At 38.8% G+C, this 24009-nt stretch carries 28 protein-coding genes; 22 read left to right on the forward strand and 6 right to left on the reverse strand.

What is annotated here, in order from left to right; genetic code table 11:
• The first annotated feature begins 9 nt into the window (after positions 1–9).
• Both ACOKFD_RS12500 and ACOKFD_RS12505 read left to right on the forward strand, forming a co-directional pair.
• Positions 10–618, forward strand: coding sequence for a DUF4254 domain-containing protein (locus ACOKFD_RS12500; protein ID WP_422861023.1), 609 nt, complete (start codon positions 10–12; stop codon positions 616–618).
• Positions 602–1651, forward strand: a complete 1050-nt coding sequence (locus tag ACOKFD_RS12505; protein WP_422858229.1) for a glycosyltransferase family 9 protein — start codon at positions 602–604, stop codon at positions 1649–1651. Before ACOKFD_RS12500 ends, ACOKFD_RS12505 begins: the two co-directional genes overlap by 17 nt.
• On the opposite strand, the gene ACOKFD_RS12510 is transcribed toward ACOKFD_RS12505, so the two are convergent.
• Positions 1652–2269, reverse strand: a complete 618-nt coding sequence (locus ACOKFD_RS12510; protein ID WP_298996074.1) for a TetR/AcrR family transcriptional regulator — start codon at positions 2267–2269, stop codon at positions 1652–1654.
• 296 nt (positions 2270–2565) lie between these two features.
• Between ACOKFD_RS12510 and ACOKFD_RS12515 the strand changes: the two genes are divergently transcribed.
• The 6 genes from ACOKFD_RS12515 to ACOKFD_RS12540 all read left to right on the forward strand — a co-directional run bounded on the left by ACOKFD_RS12515 (position 2566) and on the right by ACOKFD_RS12540 (position 8236).
• Positions 2566–2856 carry a hypothetical protein gene (locus ACOKFD_RS12515; RefSeq protein WP_422858230.1) on the forward strand — a complete coding sequence of 97 codons (291 nt, stop codon included), beginning with the start codon at positions 2566–2568 and terminating at the stop codon, positions 2854–2856.
• A gap of 147 nt (positions 2857–3003) precedes the next feature.
• Positions 3004–4077 (forward strand): helix-turn-helix domain-containing protein, encoded by a 1074-nt coding sequence (locus ACOKFD_RS12520; protein WP_422858231.1) that lies wholly within the window; start codon positions 3004–3006, stop codon positions 4075–4077.
• 64 nt (positions 4078–4141) lie between these two features.
• The gene (locus ACOKFD_RS12525; RefSeq protein ID WP_422858232.1) at positions 4142–5290 is read left to right on the forward strand and encodes an NAD-dependent epimerase/dehydratase family protein; all 1149 of its coding nucleotides are present in this window, start codon (positions 4142–4144) and stop codon (positions 5288–5290) included.
• 159 nt (positions 5291–5449) lie between these two features.
• A complete protein-coding gene (locus tag ACOKFD_RS12530) occupies positions 5450–6790 on the forward strand; it encodes a serine hydrolase domain-containing protein (RefSeq protein ID WP_422858233.1) in 1341 nt (446 codons plus the stop codon).
• Between the two features lie 185 nt (positions 6791–6975).
• Complete coding sequence (locus ACOKFD_RS12535) at positions 6976–7455, forward strand: DinB family protein (RefSeq protein ID WP_422858234.1); 480 nt, start codon at positions 6976–6978, stop codon at positions 7453–7455.
• Between the two features lie 196 nt (positions 7456–7651).
• On the forward strand, positions 7652–8236 hold the full coding sequence (locus tag ACOKFD_RS12540; RefSeq protein ID WP_422858235.1) for a hypothetical protein: 585 nt from the start codon (positions 7652–7654) through the stop codon (positions 8234–8236).
• Positions 8237–8342: 106 nt separating this feature from the next.
• Here ACOKFD_RS12540 and ACOKFD_RS12545 read toward each other — a convergent pair whose 3' ends face one another.
• Complete coding sequence (locus tag ACOKFD_RS12545; RefSeq protein WP_422858236.1) at positions 8343–8573, reverse strand: helix-turn-helix transcriptional regulator; 231 nt, start codon at positions 8571–8573, stop codon at positions 8343–8345.
• Positions 8574–8632: 59 nt separating this feature from the next.
• Between ACOKFD_RS12545 and ACOKFD_RS12550 the strand changes: the two genes are divergently transcribed.
• From ACOKFD_RS12550 to ACOKFD_RS12615, 14 genes are all read left to right on the forward strand, one after another.
• The gene (locus ACOKFD_RS12550) at positions 8633–8833 is read left to right on the forward strand and encodes a SymE family type I addiction module toxin (RefSeq protein WP_422858237.1); all 201 of its coding nucleotides are present in this window, start codon (positions 8633–8635) and stop codon (positions 8831–8833) included.
• Between the two features lie 90 nt (positions 8834–8923).
• Complete coding sequence (locus ACOKFD_RS12555) at positions 8924–9673, forward strand: hypothetical protein (RefSeq protein WP_422858238.1); 750 nt, start codon at positions 8924–8926, stop codon at positions 9671–9673.
• A gap of 167 nt (positions 9674–9840) precedes the next feature.
• Positions 9841–10641, forward strand: a complete 801-nt coding sequence (locus ACOKFD_RS12560) for a hypothetical protein (RefSeq protein WP_422858239.1) — start codon at positions 9841–9843, stop codon at positions 10639–10641.
• A gap of 137 nt (positions 10642–10778) precedes the next feature.
• A complete protein-coding gene (locus ACOKFD_RS12565) occupies positions 10779–11099 on the forward strand; it encodes a hypothetical protein (RefSeq protein ID WP_422858240.1) in 321 nt (106 codons plus the stop codon).
• Positions 11100–11129: 30 nt separating this feature from the next.
• Positions 11130–11696, forward strand: coding sequence for a Crp/Fnr family transcriptional regulator (locus ACOKFD_RS12570; protein WP_422858241.1), 567 nt, complete (start codon positions 11130–11132; stop codon positions 11694–11696).
• Positions 11697–11727: 31 nt separating this feature from the next.
• Positions 11728–12216 carry a DoxX family protein gene (locus ACOKFD_RS12575; RefSeq protein ID WP_422858242.1) on the forward strand — a complete coding sequence of 163 codons (489 nt, stop codon included), beginning with the start codon at positions 11728–11730 and terminating at the stop codon, positions 12214–12216.
• Positions 12217–12299: 83 nt separating this feature from the next.
• Positions 12300–12815 carry a hypothetical protein gene (locus tag ACOKFD_RS12580; RefSeq protein WP_422858243.1) on the forward strand — a complete coding sequence of 172 codons (516 nt, stop codon included), beginning with the start codon at positions 12300–12302 and terminating at the stop codon, positions 12813–12815.
• Between the two features lie 302 nt (positions 12816–13117).
• Positions 13118–13675, forward strand: coding sequence for a hypothetical protein (locus ACOKFD_RS12585; RefSeq protein ID WP_422858244.1), 558 nt, complete (start codon positions 13118–13120; stop codon positions 13673–13675).
• Positions 13676–13786: 111 nt separating this feature from the next.
• Entirely contained in the window at positions 13787–14338 is a 552-nt protein-coding gene (locus ACOKFD_RS12590; RefSeq protein ID WP_422858245.1) for a hypothetical protein, read from the forward strand.
• Positions 14339–14399: 61 nt separating this feature from the next.
• Positions 14400–15194 (forward strand): MBL fold metallo-hydrolase, encoded by a 795-nt coding sequence (locus tag ACOKFD_RS12595; protein WP_422858246.1) that lies wholly within the window; start codon positions 14400–14402, stop codon positions 15192–15194.
• Between the two features lie 26 nt (positions 15195–15220).
• Complete coding sequence (rsgA, locus tag ACOKFD_RS12600) at positions 15221–16288, forward strand: ribosome small subunit-dependent GTPase A (RefSeq protein WP_422858247.1); 1068 nt, start codon at positions 15221–15223, stop codon at positions 16286–16288.
• Positions 16289–16455: 167 nt separating this feature from the next.
• Positions 16456–17034, forward strand: a complete 579-nt coding sequence (locus tag ACOKFD_RS12605; protein ID WP_422858248.1) for a Crp/Fnr family transcriptional regulator — start codon at positions 16456–16458, stop codon at positions 17032–17034.
• 100 nt (positions 17035–17134) lie between these two features.
• Positions 17135–17827, forward strand: coding sequence for a type 1 glutamine amidotransferase domain-containing protein (locus ACOKFD_RS12610; RefSeq protein WP_422858249.1), 693 nt, complete (start codon positions 17135–17137; stop codon positions 17825–17827).
• A gap of 28 nt (positions 17828–17855) precedes the next feature.
• Complete coding sequence (locus ACOKFD_RS12615; RefSeq protein ID WP_422858250.1) at positions 17856–18299, forward strand: nuclear transport factor 2 family protein; 444 nt, start codon at positions 17856–17858, stop codon at positions 18297–18299.
• A gap of 194 nt (positions 18300–18493) precedes the next feature.
• Here ACOKFD_RS12615 and ACOKFD_RS12620 read toward each other — a convergent pair whose 3' ends face one another.
• The 4 genes from ACOKFD_RS12620 to ACOKFD_RS12635 form a co-directional block, all read right to left on the reverse strand.
• Positions 18494–21613: a carboxypeptidase regulatory-like domain-containing protein gene (locus ACOKFD_RS12620; RefSeq protein WP_422858251.1), complete on the reverse strand. Its 3120-nt coding sequence runs from the start codon at positions 21611–21613 to the stop codon at positions 18494–18496.
• A 49-nt stretch (positions 21614–21662) separates the two neighbouring features.
• Positions 21663–22751 carry an arsenosugar biosynthesis radical SAM (seleno)protein ArsS gene (gene arsS / locus ACOKFD_RS12625; protein WP_298996033.1) on the reverse strand — a complete coding sequence of 363 codons (1089 nt, stop codon included), beginning with the start codon at positions 22749–22751 and terminating at the stop codon, positions 21663–21665.
• A gap of 60 nt (positions 22752–22811) precedes the next feature.
• Entirely contained in the window at positions 22812–23147 is a 336-nt protein-coding gene (locus ACOKFD_RS12630) for an arsenosugar biosynthesis-associated peroxidase-like protein (protein ID WP_106144907.1), read from the reverse strand.
• Between the two features lie 92 nt (positions 23148–23239).
• Positions 23240–23932: a TIGR04282 family arsenosugar biosynthesis glycosyltransferase gene (locus tag ACOKFD_RS12635; protein ID WP_422858252.1), complete on the reverse strand. Its 693-nt coding sequence runs from the start codon at positions 23930–23932 to the stop codon at positions 23240–23242.
• Between the last annotated feature and the right edge of the window lie 77 nt (positions 23933–24009).

Genomic DNA, 24009 nt, shown 5'->3' on the forward strand with positions numbered 1-24009 from the left:
ACGGAAAGTATGCTTTTCACTACATTGGCCAACACTATTTTTGAAGAAAGTATAAACACCTACCACATTAAGGACGATGTTTATCAGGATTTCACTAATCCTTATCCAAAAGATAAAATCGAGCATTTGCTGTATAGAAAGAATTGGATAGATACGGTCCAATGGCATTACGAAGATATTATCCGTGATCCAAATATTGACCCTGCGGAGGCATTGGACCTAAAGCGGAAAATTGATGCCAGTAATCAAGATCGTACGGATTTGGTGGAGTATATTGACAGCTATTTTTTGAAAAAATACCAATCGGTTGAAGTTTTGTCAAATGCCATAATCAATACGGAGAGTCCTGCATGGGCTATAGATCGCCTCTCTATATTGGCGTTGAAAATCTATCACATGCAAGAAGAAGTAAATAGAACGGATGCTTCCCCAGAACATGTTGAGAAGTGCGTCTCAAAATTGGATGTGCTTTTAGAACAACGCGAAGACCTTTCTTCGGCAATTGACCAACTTCTTGCCGATATTGAAGCGGGCAAAAAGTACATGAAAGTCTATAAACAGATGAAAATGTACAATGATGATGAGCTAAATCCGGTTCTGCGTGGACAAAAAGGATAAACCTGTCCATATTCTTGTTTTACGTCTTTCGGCCATGGGTGACGTAGCCATGACCGTACCGGTTTTGAATACACTTATCTTAAAATATCCTGATGCACGGGTTACGGTTTTGACCAAAAAAGGCTTTGCGCCAATTTTTGCCAAAATTTCAGGAGTAGATGTTCATATCGCTAATATAAAGGGAGAGCATAAAGGTTTTCCAGGCCTTTGGCGTTTGTACAAAGAACTGAAAAAAATGGATATTGATGCCATTGCAGATTTACACAATGTGCTTCGCAGCAACGTATTGAAAAAGTACTTTGGATTGACCAGAGTGCCCTTTAAGCAAATTAACAAAGGAAGAAAGGAAAAGAAAACACTGACCCGATTAAGAAATAAAGAATTCAAACCCCTTAAAACTGCCCATCAACGATATGCGGATGTATTCGCAGATTTAGGTTTTCCTATTGACTTATCTGCTTGGAAACCTTTAGAAAGACAACCACTTCCTGAGAAAATCGTAAATCTTATAGGTCAGGATGCGAAAAAATGGATTGGTGTTGCCCCTTTTGCGGCACATCACGGAAAAATGTATCCACTCACATTGATGAAAGAGGTAATCAATGAACTAGACAATACCGACAAGTATAAAATCTTGCTTTTTGGTGGCGGCGAAAACGAAGCAAATCAACTCGAAGAACTGTCGAGCAAGTTTTCCAGTACTTTAAACCTAGCAGGCAAGCTCTCATTGGAAGAGGAACTAGCCATTATCTCAAATTTGGATGTTATGGTGTCCATGGATAGTGGCAATGCGCATCTTGCAGCTAATTTCGGCATTCCCATAATCACCTTATGGGGAGTTACCCATCCTTATGCGGGCTTTTATCCCTTTAATCAACCTATGGATAACGCTTTGCTGTCGAATAGAGAAAAATACCCAGGCATTCCAACTTCAGTCTATGGAAACAAAGTGCCCGAAGGATATGAAAAAGTAATGGAAACCATTTCACCCCAAAGCGTTAACAACAAGATTTTAGAGGTTTTGGGAGAGTGATTAAATTAGTTGGGGTTGCGTTTTAAGGGAACCAAAATAGTGCTTCAGTTGTTGGAGGTATAAATACCTACTCTGGCGGGAGTTCTTATCTGCCATTATGGTTCGTATACCCAGAAAAGAAGCAATAATGTATGCCGCAACACCCTCACAATCCAAGTGGCGTGCTATATGTCCATCTACTTTGCCTTTTTTTAGTAGGGAAACAAGGTTCACCTCCCACATCTGAACAATATCCTTTAAGTATCTGCTTATTTCCTCATTGCGTTTGTTGAACTCGGTCAAAAAATCAGCAAGCATGAATCCATAAACCATTTCATTGGTCTTATTGGGCTCTAAAGCCTTTTCAATACTATCCAAGATAATGGGTAATGGATCTTCATGGGTGTTCAAGGGTTCAATCAAAAGGGCATAAACTTTTTGTACTACCAGACTTTGAATAATATGTATGAAGAAATCCTCTTTGGATTTGAAGTGGTGGTAAAAAGCTCCCTTGGAGAGCTCCAATTCTTTTAAAATATCATCCAAATTGGTATTGTAATACCCTTTTTTGGAGAAAACGTCCAGACCTTTATAACATAGTCTGTTTATAGTAACTCTAGATTTGAGGTTCTTTTCCATTTGATTTGGGTTTTGATGTTTTAGACCCTTAAGTCTGTTACAAAGTTCCATGAGAAGGATACTGTTCTCAAGAATCAAGGACAAATCTGTAAGAAAAATCGGTGAAATGTGAAAAATTGGCTTAAAATCCGAATGATGAAAAAAAGAACAAACCCATGAGTCGGTTTAAGGGATGGTTTCTTCAGATTAATGGAACATCAATCGGAATGACCAATGCATAAACTGGAAAACTGTTTTTAGTGAAGAAATAATGAACTTTATCTAAATTTAAATGGAGAAGAATAACAAAATGAGGTATGAAAAAACTTAAGATAGCTACCATGGTCATTATGGCCTTACTTTTAATACTGACTATAGTTTCATTGCTTTTAGGTGGGTTCATGCCCCTATTCAGCATTGCCTTTGGATTACTTTTCGCCTATTACATTCTGGTATACGGATTGATTTACTTGACCAATAAAACAGGAAAGATGATTTTTACCTATTTGGGGATTGGTATGTTTTTCCTACCCATAATTTGGGCGGTTTGGGATTTTGAGAACCTTCTTGACTTTCTACTTCAGGGAATACATTTAGATATGAAATAAACTGAAACCAGTTTTACCAAAGTTTGCACTTTCTGTGATTGGAACCTTTGCGTAAGACCATAGCAAAAAGATGCTAAAAAATGAATTTCCACAAAAAATCTCGAACTTCACCATAATTTGATTTAGGTCAATATAACCGACTATATTTTGGAGAATTCGTTTTTTTTAGGGATAATTTCCGGTATAGGAGCGCTGCAAGGTATCTTGTTTGCCTTATTGCTCATGAGCAAAAAAAACCGACAACGCCCAGATCGCATTTTACTTATTTGGTTTTTGGTGTTTTCAGGACACCTCATGTCGGCTATGGGCAAATATCTATATCCATCTCTGTTTCCATTCTCCATATTAACCTCAACCATAGGGTTTCTCCACGGACCTTTTTTTCTACTGTATTATATATCGCTAACCAATAGACCATGGCGTTGGGGCGATAGCCTGCATTTTCTTCCATTCCTAATTTTTATAGTTCTTAGCTTTTTTCTAAACCCCAATTTCCCTCCATCATGGGACATAATCATTGTATTGCCAAAAATTGCATCGCTGATCATCTACCCCGCTTTTGTTCTGTATTTGAGCACAAAACGAATGAGGTATCTACGAAACAATCATTCAAGCAACATGGTTTTAGTGTTTCGTTGGATTCGGGTTATAGCCTTCCTCTTCTTGTTGAGTATAGGTGTTGGTTTGGTGCGGATGTTTGTCGAATTGTCGGTTGGTGTGCGTTATTTTGAACTGTGGGACATTATACGTTACGTAGTACTTCTAACGGCAATTGGTTTTTTCGGATTGAAATATGGGGTGGTGTATAAACCTGAGGAAGCACTTCCACAAGAAGTCGAAAAAAACTATAAACATAGTCCTTTAAAGAAAGAAGAAATTGAACGGTATGCAGCTACTATCAATAAATTTATTGATAACAATGAAGCTTATTTAGACCCAAACTTTTCTTTATCGGCCCTTTCTAAATCTGTGAATATTCCCAAACACCATCTTTCCCAAATCATCAATTCAGAGCTGAACACCACATTTTACAATTTAGTTAATACCAGAAGGGTAGCCTATGCACTGCGCAAATTGGAAACGGAAGATAGTTCCAAGCTCACCTTTGAAGGATTGGGTTACGAATCGGGCTTCAACACAAAATCCTCCTTTTACCATAACTTCAAAAAAGTAACAGGCAAAACCCCCAAGCAGTACCTTAAAGAAATGAGTAGTTCTTAATTAAGTCCCACCTTAATTTATGTAAGGATAGGTTTCTTGGCCGTTCATCAGAATAACAACTTTCATGAACAAAAGAAACTTTCTAAAAACATCGGCCTTAGGAGCTACAGCGGTTTTGGCAAACCCTTTTGAAACTTTAAATGCAGGACTAATAAATAAAAGCAATGGTAAAAAGGCACTTATGCTGGGTGGCCGGGGCTTTATTGGGCCTTCGATAATAAAGGCACTTTTAGCAGCAGGCTATGAGGTCACACTGTTGAACCGTGGCAAGACCAACCCAGACCTTTTTTCAGATTTACCTGTGATTATTTGTGACAGGGAACGTGAAAACAAAGCAGGCCTCAAGGCTATCGCTAAAAAACATAAAGAAACTTACTGGGATGTGGTGGTGGATACCTGGCAAAAATCCCCCAAGGCAGTATCTGATTTTTTGGAAGAATTCAAAGATAACATGGGGCACTACCATTATATCTCTACGATTTCGGTATATGATAAATGGGACAAAAAATACATTGTGGAAAGTGAACCTTTAAATCCGCTTCCGCCTGCACCTACAACCATTGGTGAAGAGTTTCGGTATGCCATTCGGAAAACCTTTGCCGAGGAGGCCATCCGAAAACATACCGACCGGTACACGATTTACAGGTCTTCTGGAATGAAGGATTTTCGGGTTACGGACCCCAGCGACCCAGATGACCAACCGTATTGGCCAGTTCGATTTAATCGCGGTGGGGAAATATTGGTGCCTAAGATCGATAACCATTACATTCAATTTACGGATGTACAGAGCTTGGTGCAATTTTTAGTGCACTGTTCTGAAAACAAAACGTATGGAGAGTTCAATGTGGCGCATGCTACTATGTCGTTCAAAGATTATGTGTCTTGTTTGGCCTATGTTACGCAGAAGCCAGAAAAATTACATTGGATTGATGGAGCGTTTTTAGAAAAAGAAGGGTTGCTCCCTTATAGAATAGTCCCCTTTTGGCGAGAACGACCCGTAGGATTCTACTATTTCAATGTGCAAAAAGCACTTTCGGCGGGGTTGGTCAATCGTCCCGTGACCGATATGCTGGCGGACCAAGTTGCGGGTTACAAAAGTAGATTTCCAAAAGACGGCGTTCGCTTTGGAACCACAGTAGGCGATAAAACCCTAAAGTATTTTTCCATGGAAAAGGAAAAAGAGGTGATACGCAAATGGCTGGCCCGAACTTAAAATCTGTCATTTCAAATGCTTTTGGTATACTAAGTGCTGTTTAGGCCTAAAAAGTGAATCCAGAAATGGAATAAAGAGTAACTTTCCGCACTTAATGGAGTTATCGATACAACGCATTCTTAAACGAATATCGATGACAGTAATACAGCAGAGGGTTCCTTGAAGAAGCTATCACCATATCTTTTCTTTTTGCTCATCCTATTCCTGAGTGGATGCGCCCAAAGGGATTATGCTTCACAAATTGAGGAACTCATGGATGAGCTTTACCGCGAAGGTAACTTCAACGGGGCTGTCTTAGTTTCGGACAACAACGAACTTGTATACAGTAAGGGTTTTGGGTTTGCCAATTTCGAAAAGAGTATACCTTTTGAGACAAACACTACCCTGGACGCTGGGTCAATGACAAAGACGTTCACCGCTTTGTCCATACATATTCTTGAGCATGAGAATGCACTTTCTATAAATGACCTTGTGGTCGACCATATTGGTTCCTTTCCGTATAATGAAATTACAATCGAACACCTGCTAAGTCACACTTCGGGATTAGTCGCTGAGGATTTTGTCTTTAGCCAAGCTGAAGAAGGAAAGGTAATCGATAATGCATTTTTTCTGAAGGTTATAACGGACAGCGTTCCTTCCCTTTCGTCCAAACCAGGGTCCCAATTTCAATACAATGGCATCAATTACATTTTGCTTGCCATGATTATTGAAAGTGTGAGTGGAACTTCATATGACAAGTTCATTAAAGCGAAAATAGCCGGCCCCTTACAAATGAAGGATTGGTTTCTGCGCCCTGCAAGGCTAAAAGATTGGCCCAAAGATCGAACGAAAGGGTACAAAATGGTAAATGATAGTATGCAAGTTTCAGATTCGGAAGATTTCGAGGGCTTTTACGGGGATTGTAATGTGTTTTTTTCAGCTACGGATTTATTAAAATGGAGTCAATCGTTTTACAAAAGCACAATTATTGACAAGACCCAATTGAACGCATTGCTGGAAAAAAATAATGGTTTGAGCGGATTGAATGCACTGCATTGGTATGCCCTGGAAGACAAGAACCAGTTTCACTTTACGGGCCATTGGAAAGGCTTTTATAGCATGGTCTACTCTGATACGCAGCGTAAACGATCCATTGTGTATGTAAGCAATACCTCAATAGAGTATTGGCTAAGACCACAGCTTATCACACAGCTGGTAAACATTTTAAATGATACACCTGAACAGTTGACCCGACCCAATCCCATTGTCCCATCAAAAAAATACATAAATGCCGCTTCATACGATGTTGAAAAGCTAGGTGTGATAAAACTCACGGAACAAGATGGCCAGTTTCGTCTTGCAATCGGGTCAAATTCATTTAATATGTACGAAGTTGAGGAGAACTACTTTTATGTTCCCAGTATAGATTTGTGGATTTGGTTTACGGATGTCTCAGAAGAAGGTTTAACGATCAACTGTACGGACATCTACGGCATAAAAAAGGGAAAACCACTCCCTTAAATGAGGCCACTGTCCACTGGCAAGTAAATCTTTAGGATTAAATGGAAAATTCATCGTTTCGAGTGCTTTCTGTCAGATTGAGCGCAGGCGAAGTCCAGAAAACACAAAAAATGAAGGTTTTTTAAATAAATTGACGCCCAAAATCAAACAAAACCAAAACCAATTTTTAAAACCAAAACCCTAAAATGAACTCAGCTCAACTCTTGGCAAAAAGATTAAAGGAAGTACTCACGCAGGGCAAATGGGTAATTGGCACCAATTTCAAAGCGCAGATTGCGGATTTGAATTGGAAAGAAGCTATCCAAAAAATGCATGGGTTAAATACCATTGCCGATTTAACCTTTCATACCAGCTATTATATTGCGGGTGTGGCGAATGTGCTCGAAGGAGGTAATCTTGACATCCGAGATAAACATAGTTTTGACTATCCGCCCATTGCCTCGGAACAGGACTGGAAAAACCTAGTGAACAAATTTTACAAGGATGCAGAAAGACTAATCCAGCTCGTGGAAAACCTCTCGGAAGAAAAACTACAAGAAACCTTTGTGGACGAAAAGTATGGCAGCTATCACAGAAATATTGATGTTATCATTGAACATTCCTACTATCATTTTGGGCAGGTGGTGTTACTGGGGAAAATGATAGAGAGAGCTGCGAAACCATAGCTGAATTTTAGTCATTTCGAGTGTTTTTGTTAGGCTGAGCGCAGTCGAAGCTGAGAAAAGTACTGCCTTGCCGTTGAGCCAGGCATTTAGACATAATTTTTAATACGGTAAAACAGAGCAATATCCTAAACGGAACAAATCATTCTTCAAAAACAAGCAAATCAACAAATGAACGTTAGTATGTAAACTGCCAAATATGTTTACGTTACAAAAGACAATCGTATTGGTTTCAATTATGTGCTTGCTCACACTGAATGCCCAGGAAGATAACCGATTAAAGGTAAGGCTTGATGCCGGAGTTCCTGTTGGTGTAACTTCTGAAAATCTAGGATTGCTGTTAAGCGTAGAACCCAAAATTGGCGTTTCAAATAGTATGGTCATAGGGTTGAAATTTGGTGTTGCCTTGAATGCCCAGGAATTTGAAAACAACAATACCACCCCCTTCGATGTTGATGCTGAGAATGACAACGCTATCATTTCTTTTGTCCCTACTATTGATTACTATTGGAATGAAAATCATGCTCGGCCTTATGTAGGTTTGGGAGTTGGTTATTTTAGTCTTTCCCAGGTTAGTTTGGCAAATACGACCGATGAGGTGCAGGAAGGAAGTACTAAAAACCGAATAGGCTTTTTGCTAAGAGGGGGAATAGATGTGGGAAAAACACGTTTTGGCCTGGAATATAATATCATTCCAAAAACGGACATTCAATTGCCTAATGAACAGATATTGGGCACAATAGATAGTACTTATTTGGGCCTGACCATTGGGTTTACCATTTGAGGCTTCATAAAGAATACTATGACCCAAATGTTTAGGTGTTAACTGACGAGTACACGGTACCAAGTAATCCGCAAAGAAAACCTTGTTCGCATAAAGTTTCCATGGCCTAGTGCGAAGGAAACGCAAACAACCCCTCCAAAGAAACCTCCAACCCCTGTGCAATTTTTAGCAGCGTTAGCAAACGCGGATTGGTCTTGCCGTTTTCAATCATATAGAGCTGGGTGCGACCAATGCCACACTCAAAAGCAAAGGCCTTTTGGTCAAAACCTTTAGCCTCGCGAAGCCTTTTGATTTTAGAACCTAATTTTTCAAAATATTGCTGTTCTTCTGTGTTCACTATACCGAATATCCAGAATAAATCCTTATCTTGTGTTCGGAATAACGAACAAATCCTGAATGCCCTCTTTTCGAATTTTAAAAGTCTACCGAAAATTCCAACGCCGTGCGTGGGACCATAAAGCCATGCCCGAAATCCGTTTGGAAGGTGACTGGCTCAAAGACTTGGGTTTTGAAATTGGCTCTGCCATTGAAGTGCAGCAAGAAAACCACCAATTGACAATAAAGCTGATTAACTCAAATAAGAATACTGTAAAATAAGGATGGCTTTTTTATCGGAAATTTCCGAACTTCACTTAAAGATGAATCACTTCTTTAAAACAAAGTAAACCTTAAGCTTTGTCAATAATTATGAAAATTACTTACAAAGACAAAATAGTTGCCTTTATAGACGTTCTTGGATTTTCAGAGCTAGTTCTATCCAAAACCAACGATAGGCTAAATACTTTTTTTGACATTATCACTTCAGACTTCAAGGACCGGACAGTGAAAAACAAACTCAAATACGTTATAATAAGTGATTCAATTGTTGTCTCTATTGATAATACTAAAGAGAATTTAATAACAATATGTCGCATACTCAATTACACTCAGACACAATTATTTGAAAACGGAATCCTGTTAAGAGGGGGAATCTCATTTGGAGATTTCTATATGAACAAGACTAAAAACATTGTAGTTGGTCCAGCAATGATTAAAGCATATCACCTTGAACAAAAGGCTATTTATCCACGAATTATTTTGGATAGGAATTTTATTCCAAAATATTTTAATGGTACAGAAGATTTAAGGGAGACAAAGCCATTAACTCTTAGATACACCCCCCCAAGTCCATATTTGACAGATTACGTTTATTTAAATTATATGTCAGGATTGAACTATTATGGAGATAAAAATAGTCACAGAAAAATATTTGAATTCTTTAAGCAGAGCTACTATAAGAATGAATTTATTAATAAACTAGAATGGATTAAGAAACACTTAATTACTGAATTTCAACATGAAATTGAATACTTTGAAGAAGAAGAAAGATTATCTCAAAGAGACCAAGAATGCTATGATAACGCAAAGTGGGGTCTATCTGAATTAAACAAACTATGATTAAGCAGTTGGTTAAAAGTACTGTCTCGGGTAAGTTTATTACTAATGTGAGGCCACTCCAACCAACACCTTCTTGTTTTAATCAAAATTCCCGAACTTTAGTTATTCGACGCTAAAGAATCATTTAAACCATTATTAGCTCAATCCTTAGGAGGGGTAAAAACAAAATGAAGTGGATTAAAACCATAGAGGATTTTACGGAATTAATGTTCCAAAATAAAGAACGTTCCTCTAATCGGAACAAAAAAAGAGATGGTGAAATTCCACGGGAATTATATTTGAGAACTTGCTCTGAAATTGCCAATAAAGTATCGGAAATTGGATTTAAATACTCTAAAAGTCAACAAAAACTTAAACTTGAGAGTGCTGATAAAAAGTATCTTTTGACCATTAGATTTTCCTCAAATAGAGATAATGTCAAAGGAGAATACGTCGAATTAAGCTGTCACTATTTTATAGAATCAAAAGACTTAGAAAAGTTTTCCAAATCAAAACCCTTGGTTGGATTCTTTTCAAGCACTTTGATTAATTATGATATTGGAACTCTGATTGACCCAAAAAAAGGACAAATAATTTGGAATCTGGCCAAGAATAAAGAGTATGAAGATGTAATAACAACCATTCCAAAAATTGTAAGCGAAAAATTAATCAAAATCTTCTACGACTTACAAAATTCAGAACTGGTAATTAATGAAATTAACAATGGCGATTTCGAATTAAGAAGCCCAATTAATACGGTTCAATATTTATTGAGTTATGAAAAGAAAGATATAGCTAATAAATACGTATCTGGATTTGTCCAAAGACCACCAAAAAAGATTCTAACTGATTATTTAAAGTACAAAGAGGAACTAAAGAAGAATGGTTTGCCTGACGAATTAGTTTCCGGAATTGGATACGGATATGAAATTGCTTTGATGGAAATCATATATGAATTGAAAATTACTGTGCCCAACAACCCTCGCTAATGCAAGGTTGCGACCCGTGCAAGGCCACTCTAACGACACCTTCTTTTTTTTACGAAAATTCCCGAACTTCACTTATTGGAGAATATGCTTCATTGAAACGAAGTGTATTTTAATTGATAACCATAATTTTAGGGTTGATGAACAAATTGGATTACTGTGTATCGTTGAGAGCAAAAGGTTTTGATTCCAAGGACATGAGAAAGAAAATGAAAGAAAATGGGTTTGAAGAATCTGAAATGCAGTACTATTTGAAAAAATCAGATGAAATTTTTCTAAATCAATCAATTCACTACAGGGGACTTAAGTCTAAAGGAAAAAAGAAGAATAGCTTGAAGATGATAGGTTTAGGACTTAGCCTCATACTCTTAGTTGGTGTAATATTTGGTTATGTGAGAATAGGCTTGTTGGGACTGTTTATTGTTTGGAGTTTAGTGGGATACAGTTCCTACAAAAGATAAAATTTGGCCAAAATTCTCGAACTTCATTAAATGGAAGAAATCAAAAAGTTCATTGACCGTATCCATCCAATGCGTGATGCTGACTGGGACTTCTTTTCTTCAAAACTGCAGAAGCAAACCCTAAAGAAAAACACAGCGCTTATCAAAATCGGTGAAATTGAGAACTACCTATCTTTTATTTCCGAAGGGATAGTGCGGTATTATATTCCCCAAGAAGAAAGTGACTTGACTTTTGGATTTTTATTTGAAAACGAATTTGTTACGGCTTATGATTCTTTCATCACCCAAACGCCTTCTCCCTATCAAATTGAAACACTGACCAACACGACCTTGTGGCGCATATCGTTCAAAGACTTGCAAGAGGTGTACAACAAAACCGAAAGCGGAAATGTAATTGGGCGGAGAATGGCAGAAAATATGTTTTTGATAAAGTCGAAACGAGAAATTGCCCTACTGAGCAAAACCGCAGAAGAACGCTATTTGGACCTCTTCCAAGAACGCCCCAAATTATTGAAACAGATTCCCCTAAAATACATTGCCTCGTATATTGGGGTTACCCCTCAAGCCTTGAGTAGAATACGAAAGCGAATTACTTAACCTGGGTTCATTGTCTGGCCTAAAATCATTTATGAATTTTGTAAATGAATTAAAGGAAGACCCTATGAAACCATTACTCGTACTTCTATCCAGCTTTGTGATTGCCATTTTCATAGTGAAACTTATTTACAAGCACTATGATTTTGCCTTATCCGCCAGAATAGCCATGGCCATCATGTTGTGTTTTACGGCCATGGGACATTTTGTCTATTCCAAAGGCATGTCCATGATGATACCTGAATTTATTCCGTTTAAAACAAGCTTTGTTCACCTCACGGGACTCTTTGAAATCCTTTTGGCCATTGGCTTGCTTATCCCCAAGCTACAAGTGATCAGCGGATGGATGCTGATTATTTTTCTTGTATTTATGTTGCCCGCGAATGTTTATGCTGCCATACATCAGGTAAACTATCAAAAAGGAACCTTTGACGGTCACGGACTAACGTATTTATGGTTCAGAATTCCATTGCAAGTTCTATTTATTGTTTGGACCTATATCAGTTCCATCCGAATGCTGTAATTAAAAAATTCCCGAACTTCACATATCAACAGGGGTCATTGGTTTATAAGACTATTTTAAATGGTTAGAACTAAACACGAAAAATGAAACATATTTATAAAATATTGATTTGCGCCTTAGTATTGACATCTACTAAAGTTTGTGCCTGCCATTGTAAGGTTCCGGAGAGTTTAAAAGAGATTCAAGATTTAGAATTTAAAAACTCGGAATGTATTTTTATTGGTGAGGTTCTCGAAGTCGATGCTTTTAACGATTCTTTTAGGTTCAAAGTCATTGAATCTTTCAAAGGCGAAGAAAGGGGAGAGATTTATAATGGAAAATATGATGAGCTATGCGGCCCAATAATCAATGAAACGGGAAAATGGCTGATTTATGGAAATTTCAACAAGGAGAATCAAATAATAATAAATCATTGTGGCCTTACAAGGAGCTTTAATAAACCTGAAAGCAACATTTCCGCCTCAAAACCCCCTATGCCACCGCAACCAGATGAAAAAGTAACAGAATCGGAAGAAGAAAAGGAAATGGCTAAATGGAGGTTAAGAGCAAAATCGGATTTAAACAATGAAATAAAAGCGTTGCGAAAACGAAAAAAATAGAAAGACAATGCCTCGCTATAGTTCGTTACTACCGATTAAAGTCTAACCTTAAGCCACAGTCCCTTGGCAACTACTTCTGGAACTGGACGTAGCTACAGGTTATTCCTATTTTAATGGAAATTCGCCATCAATTTGCCCTTGAATCTTAACTTAAAATCTGCTAATTTCACTTGTTGCAGGATATAGTCTATTGAAATGATTTATATCTTTTTAACTAACCCCGTATGGTGCAAATAATTAGAAGATTTATACCGTTTTATCTACTACTAAACTGTATTATTTGCTACGCTCAAGATAGTAAAGTGGACAAGGAAGTAAAAGAAATCATTAATCTTGGAAAAGATTCTATTGTGCAATTGGCCTTAGAATTAATTGATGAAGAAGTCAGCACCCAAAATTTCACCAAAATTAATGTAATGACCAATGGTGAGGAAGTATATGTTTCGTTAAGAAACCCAATAAAATACCTTCCAATAAAATCTATATTCAATTTTGATATTGGGATAAGCATTCTGGCCAAAACTGTTGTTTACAATCCTATTTCCAATGGGGTTTTTGATGATGAACACAAAGCCCCATTTTATGAACGAACCAATGAAATAGACAAGAACATTGAATTTGTTATTGAATCAATTAATAAAAGTACCGAGGTGGGTTCAATCAATACTATTGATTTTGATGATGATATGATTATCCAAGAACATAAAAACCACTATGATGTAAGTCTAATTTCAAAGTTTCAAGAGTCGTCATACAAAATTGAAAAATTATCCGGAAAAATATATGATGCCCAACACGCTCACCTTGTTCCTTCTCCGTTGGAAGGTCAACAAAAGGATAAATGGAAGGAGATAAACTAAGATGAGAATTAGTGACAAATAAGACCATTGCTCGCGCGAGTTTGTAACTCGCACAAGGTCAGCCCAATAGAAGCATCCTATTCTGACTAAAATTCCCGAACTTCACTTGTTGTGAGAGAAATAGAAAAAAAATGGTTGGAAGTAGGCTATACGTCTTTTGCGCATGATGGTCCAAAAGGGCTTAAGGTGGAAAGATTGTCCAAAGCTGTTGGGAAGAACAAATCTTCATTTTACCATCTATTTGCCGATTTGGAGGTTTTTACCGAATGCTTGTTGGAGCTTCATTTAAGAAGGGCAAAGCGTATTTCCACAGAGGAGTCAAAAACAACCACAGAAGAAGAGTTAATATCCATTATTATCGCACATAAAATTGACCTACTTTTTAATCGTCAGCTAAGAATTCACAGAGACCATGATGCATTTAAAAAGTGCTTATTCCAAATAAATCAATTCTCAATTGAAGGTTTGTTGCCGGTTTGGAAAAACATCATTTCTCTATCAGGCAACGGTCCCTTGGCCAAAATGGTACTGCACCTTAGTCTGGAAAACTTTTACCTTCAAATTACCTATGAGAATTTAAACCGTGATTGGCTGCAGGAATATTTCGCGAATATTCGGAAAATGGTGCTGCTCTTCCAAAAATCAAACAAGGAATTGGATTAGACGGAACCGACTAAAATTTGACTTTTAGGTTATCTAATTTTGTACAAATATTCAGTTACAAATGCAGCAGAAAAACCTATATTTTTTACTACTCTGCGTTTCCTTATTAATTAATCAAGGCTGTACCATGGTAAACGTAAAAATAAGCGAGAAAAGAAATCCAATACCTCAAGAAATAACCCTTGGGGAAGACGTAACTTTGAAGACCTGGGGAGCAATCCAAGTTAACAAATCGCACTTTTTCCCTTCGAGTTTTCAGCTCAAAATAGATGGCGTAGTTATTTACATAGACCCTGTAGGCGTTGAAAAAGCGGAACAGGCCGATTATATTTTGATAACCCATGACCACCCAGACCACTTCTCCTTAAAGGATATTAAAAACCTTTTAAAAGACGAAACCCAGATTATCTGTTCAAAAGGGGCTTTGAAAAAATTGAAAGACATTCAAAATCCAATTCAAACGACAAAACCTGGAGAACAGATACATTATGAAGATTTTAGTATTGAGGCCACTTTTGCCTATAACAGAAAATCGGTCTTTTTATGGATCAAAGCCCACCCCAAATCAAAAGAAAATGTAGGCTATTTGATCACAACAAAAAACGGAGTGAGAATTTATCATGCCGGGGACACAGACTATGTTCCTGAAATAAAAGAATTGAGTGATGTTGATGTTGCCTTGGTACCAATTGGAGGGGATAATCTTACCATGAACGAGGAGGAAGCCGCTAAGATTGTGAATCAAATTAGACCCAAAATTGCGATTCCCATGCATTACGAAATTAAAAACCACGAAGCATTGAGTCGGTTTGAATTCTTGGTAAACAATAAAACTAAAGTAGTTAACTTGAACTAGGAATTCCATTAAGAGTATACAGCAATATGACACTGCAAGACTTAGGGTATAGTGCTTATTTTGAGAAATTAAGAATCGACAACCATCTTGAGGATTTTGAAATTGGACGTGTTATAGCGGAGCACAAGGAAAGGTATATTGTGAAGACCGAAGAAGGTGAATTTGAAGCCCAAATCACCGGGAATATGAGGTTTTCTGCCGAAAGCCGTGAAGACTTTCCAGCGGTAGGAGACTGGGTTTCTTTAATACATCACGAAACTGATTTTGTAATCATACATAGTATTTTACCAAGATTTTCAATTCTTTCAAGACAAGCCGTTAATGCCTATGGAGAAGTACAAATAATTGCCACCAATATAGATTACGGATTAATCGTGCAATCGGTAAATAGGGACTTTAACATGAACCGATTGGAACGATATCTAACCCTTTGCCACACCTCCAAGATTGAACCAATTATCGTTATAACCAAAACGGACTTAATAGATGAACAGAAGTTGAATGATTTGCTGGACAAAATAAAAGACAGAGTTGAAAATATTCCTATGGTCTATGTAAGCAATGAAACAATGGCAGGAATGGAAAACTTGAAAAAACTTCTCCATTACGGAAAAACATACTGTCTTCTTGGTTCTTCCGGTGTTGGAAAATCATCTTTGATCAATAGTTTGGTTGGAGAAAATCAAATGAAAACGGCCACCATTAGCGAGAGTATTGATAGAGGCAAGCATGTCACTACGCATCGGGAATTAATTCCCATGGTTAATGGTGCGGTACTTATAGACAATCCGGGGATGCGAGAAGTTGGCATAACGGATAGTTCAGACGGACTGGAAAACACATTTGAAAGAATATACGACCTGGCACGGGATTGTAGGTTTTCAGATTGTACGCATACTTCGGAAAAAGGCTGTGCAGTTAAATTGGCTTTGGAAGATGGACAAATAGAGACATCATATTTTGAAAACTATTTGAAAATGGAAAGGGAAAAAGCACACTTTGAGTCTACCGTTGCTGAAAAACGCAGGAAGGACAAGGATTTTGGGAAAATGATAAAGCATTTTAAGAAAGCAAGAAAATCAAATAAGTACTAAGTGCACCATATATAATACTCCCACCGCTGGCTTGAGTTTGTAATTAGGGTAAGGCCACTCCAATAGAGGCATCTTATTCTGACTAAAATTTCCGAACTTCCCCTATCGGACTATATACTTCGTTGAAACGAAGCATATCGTAATCGTTGATTGAACTAATTAAAACAATGTTTGACGGGATTTTAGAACATATTGAAGAGCTTATCCAACTAAGCGAATCGGAAAAAGAACGTTTCACCTCTATTCTTATCAAAAAGAAACTGAGAAAACGACAATTTCTCATACAAGAAGGAGATTCGGTTAAGTATGAGTATTTTGTAGCAAGCGGATGTTTAAAAGCGTATGAGGTTGACGATAATGGAGACGAACATATTATACAGTTTGCCAAAGAAAATTGGTGGATAAGTGATTTCAAGGCCTTTTTTGAAGAAGGGAAAGCTACACTGAATATTGATGCGATTGAAGAATCTTTGGTGTATGGAATAGAAAAACAAGACTTGGAAAACCTCTTTCTGGACGTCCCAAAATTTGACCGATTTTTTAGAATAAAACTCACTTCAGCTTTTGTCGCACTACAAAACAGAATATTATCTTCTTTGGATAAATCCAATAGCGAACGCTATCTAGACTTTCAAAAAACCTATCCCAATCTCGAGCGGAGAATTCCTAATTATATGATTGCTAACTATTTAGGAATAAAACCTGAAAGCCTATCGAGAATTAGAAAGAATCTGGTAAAAGGCTAATCTTAACATACGTCAATATTTTTTCATAACACACATCAACTATTTCAAGTGTGTATCCGCGGCATCTTTGCATTGTGATTAATTATAAAATATGCAAAAGATGAAAAATTTAAATGTACTTATCGTAACTACTTCCCATAATCAATTAGGCAATACAGGAGAAAAAACAGGGGTATGGCTAGAGGAATTGGCTGGACCGTATTATCAATTTTTGGATAAAGGGGCATCCATAACCATAGCTTCAGTTAAGGGAGGAGAAGTTCCTTTGGATCCTAAAAGTGAATTGGAAGAGTGGCAAACCGAATTCACAAAAAGATTTTATAAAGATGAAGCAGCACTTGCATCAATTAAAGACACGAAGACCATTACAGAGATCAATCCTAATGACTTTGATATTCTGTTCTTTCCAGGCGGACATGGGCCAATGTGGGATTTAGGAGATAACAATGAAGTTGCGCAATTAATCAACGAATTTGACAAAAACAACAAACCTATTGGGTTGGTATGTCATGGAGTTGTTGCATTAAAAGGAGTAAAAAGCACAAGTGGAAACGCCTTTGTAAAAGGGAAGCGCCTTACTTCCTTTACCAACTCTGAAGAAGATGCGGTTGGATTGACGGATGTTGTTCCATTCTTATTGGAAGATGCTTTAAAAGAAGAGGGGGCCATATATGTAAATGGGGAGGATTGGTCAGACATTGTGGTAGAGGATGGAAATCTAGTAACGGGTCAAAACCCACAATCTTCAGTTACCGCTGCACAAAAAACAATTGAATTAACCTTAGTAAAATAATAAACACAACTTTTAAAAACATAGCAAGATGAAAACTACAGAAGACAGAAAAAAAGTAGCTAAAGAATTCTTTAACGCCTACAAAAATCAGGATATCCAAAAGGCAGCTTCACTGGCAAGTGAAGAAGGAACATTTCGTTACATCCCACTTGGTGAAAATGGCATAGGAAAAATAAAAGGAGAAGAAGGAACCACTTGGGCAGCTATAGCCAATGCTTTGATTGGGTCCTTTCCAGACCTAACAAATGACGTGAAAAACATATCAGTTGACAACCAGGGAAATGCAATAGTTCAGGTATTTATAGGCGGCACTCAAGAAAAAGAAATACTTGGAATACCGAGCAAGGGAAAATACTACAACGTTGAGCATTTATTTATTCTCAAGATAAATGACCAAGGGTTAATAGAAGAAATAACAAGCTATTGGGATAATTGGGATTGGTTTCAACAAATTGGATATAACCCAAGTTAATTTGGCACATATAGTACGACCTTCAAAAAGGAGTAAAAGTGATAGCGACTTGAAATTAAACTCATGATGCTATCACTTTATACGTTGTAAGTTATTTTCAGAGAAGCAATGTTTCTTAATTCCTTGGCTCGCAAGAGCTGGCAACTCGGACAGTCTTGCCGTTTCGGGGTCAAATTAAAAGGGAACCTACGCAATCAAAACTGATACGTTGCCCCAAACTGCATACGCCAGCGGGAGTTTTGGTTGTCCACCACCCAAGGCGTCTCATCTGTATTGGTGTATTGAAACAAGGGTTGGTTATTTTCAATGCCCCTAAACCGCAACAGGCTAAAATTGGAGTTGACCACATTGGGCACAAACACCAAGCGACCCCAATCACGATTAATCAGGTTGAACACATTAAAAATATCCATGGAAAAACGCAAACGATTTCTTCCCCCCAAATTAAGGTTGTGGGCCAGTTTGGCATCCAATCGATGGTTCCAAGGCGTTTTGGATTCGTTGCGTTCAGCAAACCCACCCCGGTTGCTACGCAAATAGTCATTACTTTCTATAAAGGCATTCAGTCGTTCCCATTGTTCTGAGGCGGTTTGGGTAACGTTTCCGTTGGCATCTATAATATCGATAAGGTTGATTTCCGAAGCATCCCTAGGAATATAGATAAGGTCATTTCGTGAAGAACCATCCTGATTTACATCCCCCTGGTACACAAACGAAAATGGACTTCCAGAATTTCCATTGTACAGTGCCGAAACTTCCAATTGCCCAGTTTTTCCAAAATCAAACGCATAGGTGTGTGTGCTTACAAACCGATGTCGCAAATCAAAATTGGATGCTGACAAACTTGGCGCATTGGGCGTAATGGATTGATTCCATTCAAAATTCGCGGCAGGAGAACTGCGTACCGTACTCGAAATATCCCGGCTGCGACCAAATGTATAACCCAGATAACCGTTGTAATTCGTTGTGGATTTGGAGAACCCGAAGGTCAAATTGTATCGGTAACCATCGTTGGAATTGGTCAACAAAAACACATTGGTGAAATTGGGATTGATTTTAATGGCATCACCGGTTTGCAAAAAATAAGTGCGGTTATCGGCACCATCAAAAGTGCCCACATTATCCCTTCTATTGATGGATTGAAAGAAAATACCCTTGAGCACTTTGGTGTAAGAAGCATCAAAAGTAAGGTCATAGTTTTGGGGCAATTTCACATTGAGGCCAATATTGCTTTTCCACTCCCGGGGCAATTCAAAATCATTGTCCACCAAATTGATTTCCGCAATGGGAGAATCCCCCGCCAAATCAGAAACATCATTCACAAGGGTCTGAACACCGTCAGGGCGAATGTCCACATTAAAATATTGAGTTCCTGAGATATATTCGGCATAGGCAAACCACAAATAGGGTAGCCTTCCCGTAAAGAGCCCCGACCCGCCATGCAATTTTATCCTTCGGTGCGCATCAAAAGTATATTCAAAACCGAACCTAGGATTGATATGTGGCGCGGTGCGTATCTCATTACCAAATTGACTGAATTCAGGGGTTTGGGTCACCTCTTCACTAATAGGAATTTCGTTCAACAAAAACTGGGAATCCAAACGAATCCCGAAAGTCAATGCGAGCTTATCCGAATATCGAAACTTATCTTGGGCGTACAATCCTGCTACTAAAACATCAACCGTGGCCGAAGGATTGTTTTGTACAAAGTCGAAGGTATTGTCAGTCAATCGATAGACTCCTCGAATACGCGAGGGTCTGTCATTTAAAAAATTCTCCACAGAACTGTATTCCCAACGCCCGTTCCAGGCCGATAAGAATCCGTAATCGATATCATTGTATTGGGCCAGACCCCCAAAGGTGAGCGTATGTTTGTTTTTGAACACGGTGAACTTATCCGAGATTTGAAGCGTGTTCAGTTGGGTATTGTACACCGAAGCTTCCCGATAAGTTCCTGCAAAAATGCGATTGGAAGCATCCGAAATCTGAATGTGTGGAAAGACTTCACCATCAAAATCGCGCCCTTCCTTACCATAATTATAACCGATGCTCAAGAGATTGGAACTAGAATTATTGAAGTTCGATTTCAGCTCTGTCGTAAAACTGTTGGCCACACTATTGTGCCTAAACCCTTGGTTGCCAAAATTAAAAATAGACTCGTTCCATTCCAGATTGTCTGCAAAACTGTTTACATAATTGTTCCGCAAGGTGAGTTTGGTCCGGTCGGAAATGTTGAAGTCGAAGCGTAAAAAGAGTTTGGTACTATTGGTTCGTAACGAAGCATCGGTAAAGGTGCCGGGGTCGTAGTTGTAATCCGTTTGCAGTTTGTCAACAATCAAATTGATGGTTTCTGTGGAAATATTGGAGCTTGAGCTTCCGGGAGCGTTCAAAACCGGATTATTGGAAGTGGCCTGCTCAAAATTCACAAAATAGAAGAGTTTATCTTTTTTGATGGCACCCCCTGTTGAAAAACCAACTTGAAAGTCATAAAATGATTGCACGTTCTGCTCAATCCCATCGGAATATCGTCCTACCAATGCTTGATTGTTGCCGTAACCATACACCTCCGTTTGTGCCGTATTGGTTCCATTTTTGGTGACTACATCCAGATTGGCCCCGGAAAAATTTCCAATGCTCACATCAAAAGGCGTGGTTTTTACGGATAGCTGTTTTATGGCCCCAAAACCAATGGGTTGCGTTCGTGCCAAACTTCCTGGACTTCCATTGGCAGAAGAACCTGCCGCCCCACTTGAAGGCTCCTGAAAACCGATAACATCATTATTGGCCACACCATCAATGTTCAAATTGTTGAAACGATTACTGGCACCGGCAAATGAATTGAGGTTGGCTTCTGGCAGATTTCGGGTCAAATCCTGAATGCTTCGGGTGATGGTCGGGGTGTTTTTAAGGGCTTCTGAGTTTATGGTCTGCTCAAATTCAGATGACGTGTTCTGGTCGGCGATTACAACAACCTCCTCCAAACTTTCCCCATGCTCTTCCAACACAAAATCCTGATAGCTGGTTTCGCTAAGGTTGATGTTCATCCCCTGAATAGATGCCGATTGATAGCCCAAAAAACTGACCATGATAGTATAGGCATTTCCTGGAGGGATATTTTGCACGGAGTAATAGCCAGATTCTTGCGAAATGGCCCCGAACTTGAAATTGGTTTCAGAATCTGTAACAACGATGTTGGCAAAAGCCAAAGGGCTTCCATCAGATGTCATTATTTTTCCTTCGAGTCTACCCGTTGTTTCTTGGGCAGAAGATAAAGTCGCACAGCATAGTGCAACTAGCATGAAGATTTTTTTCATCTAGAGTTATTGCTTAGGTGTTTCGCGTAATTTGGCGGGTTGATTTAGTCTACGCTACTGTACCTTGACAACTGCTTCCCGCGCCAGCGGTGCAGCCATAACAATGTTGGGAAATCACAATGTTGCGGTCGTTTAAAATATCCTCATTGTAATCTTTAAGATGCTTTACCTTGCTGGCGACCTTTAGGTCCAGCATTTGGTTGAAATCACAATCGTAGAGCCAACCATCCCAACTTACGGAGATGGTATTGGTGCACATTACATTGGCTACTGCTGCTGGATTATAAGCCTCTACTAGGGCATACATATAGTCCTCATAGTTTCCAGAAGCCACTAAATAATCCAAAAAGCGGGAAATAGGGAGATTGGTAATAGCAAACAAATTGTGGAACTGGATACCAAAATCTTCATCCAAAGCTTTTTTAAAGTCTCGCTCCATGGCCATTTGGTCTCCAGGCAAAAATGCCCCAGATGGATTGTAAACCAAATCTAAGCGCAAATCACTGCCCGGCATGCCGTAGCCCACAGCGTTCAGTTCTTGCAGGGCCTTAATAGATTTATCAAAAACCCCATCCCCACGTTGCTTATCGGTTTTGCCACGGGTGTAGTGCGGCATGGAAGACACGACGTGCACGTTATGCTTTTTAAAGAACTCGGGTAGGTCGTAATACTTTTTATTCGCACGGATAATGGTCAAATTGGAACGTACTATAAAGTCTTGGATACCTGCTTTGGATGCTTCTTCCACAAACCATCTGAAGTCAGGGTTCATTTCAGGTGCACCTCCGGTCAGGTCCAAAGTATGGGCGCCTGTGTTACGGATAACCTCTAGGCAGAGCTCCATAGTCTCGCGGGTCATGATTTCCTTTCGGTCAGGTCCGGCGTCCACATGGCAGTGCTCACAAACTTGGTTACACATATACCCTACATTGATTTGCAGGATTTCCAATTTCTTTGGGCGTAATGGATGATGTCCTATCTCGGCAATTTTATCCTTGAAGTAGGGCAGTTCTCCATCAGCAAAGATGCCTCCGTTCAAGATATCCAGCTGTCTGTTGATGGAGGCAAGTTCACCATCACGAGCTTTTAGGGATTTCTTAGCGGCTTTTTTTATTTGAGGTAATATACTTTCGGCCATTTTTTTGAATTGTTTGTTGTTGGTTGCCAAGCCCATTGGCCTTTTAACCTACAACCATTTTTACATGGATAACTTGTTATACTTGTTCATCATCTGTACCCCGTGAACTAAGGTAGCACCACTTTCAATAGCCGCACCGGCATGAACTGCTTCCATCATTTCTTCTTTGGTAATGCCACGTTGCAAACCGTCTTTGGTATAGGCGTCAATGCAATACGGACATTTGACCACATGGGCCACAGCTAGGGCAATCAAAGACTTTTCTCTAGCACTTAGTGCGCCCTCTTCGAAAACCTTGCCATAATAATCGAAAAATTTGTTGCCTATCTCTTCACTCCATTCGGTGATTTTTCCAAACTTTCTTAAATCTGCTGGATCGTAATATGAATTTGCCATTGTATTTTGTTCTATAAAATTTGTGATGCGCACCAAGGTGCATGAATTAAAAAGGGTGCCTCAGTAGCTGAGGCTTTTGGGTCGAAGGAAATTTAGCCCTTAAATGGCGAGCCCTTATTAAAAGGAGTTGAGGTAGAACCGCTCTTGTAAATAGGAATGGGCACCAAGGTATTCGGTTGCCCGAAGTTGAATATCGTATTGAAAAGTGCAATCCAACGCGCGGAAAAGTGCTTGATAAAATTGGAAAGACGTTTTACATCGGCAACGGAATCAATATCGTTTAATATGTCCAAGGAAGTCAGGTCAACGCCTTGACGTTCCAATTGAAGCACCAACTGTTGATACAATGAAGTACTTTGCCAAGGCAAGGCTTTAAAAGATTCTTTGTGGAAGTTATCACGATGCAAACCCATTAAGTAACACCCACCATCCAAAGATGGGCCAATTACGGCATTGCCTTTTGACACTTGCTTTTGAGCTTTTAGAATATGCTGAGCTGTTAGGTTGGGACTGTCATTCCCTACCGAAATCACCTTGGTGAAACCTAAAGTAAAAATAGATGCAAAGGCGTGGGAAATTCGCTCGCCAAAAGTATCTCCCTGCTGTTCTTCTTCCGAAAAATGAAAGAAAGGAAGCCCGGTGCGTTCAATTGTTTGTAGGGTGTGATCTGTAAGGTCTTCAAAAAAAGCGATGCCTTTAATGCCAAAATTTTTGCGCGAGAAATCTTTCTCTGCCGAATTGGCAAAGAAAAGTATAGCAGTATCATTCTGAAACGTATTGCGCAACGCGAAAAGGCTTTTCGTAAACTTACGATAAAAAAGAATACAGGGTTTGGTCGTTTTTTAATGAAAGGAATTACTAT

The organism is Flagellimonas ulvae, from assembly GCF_049333175.1.
Taxonomy (GTDB): Bacteria; Bacteroidota; Bacteroidia; order Flavobacteriales; family Flavobacteriaceae; genus Flagellimonas.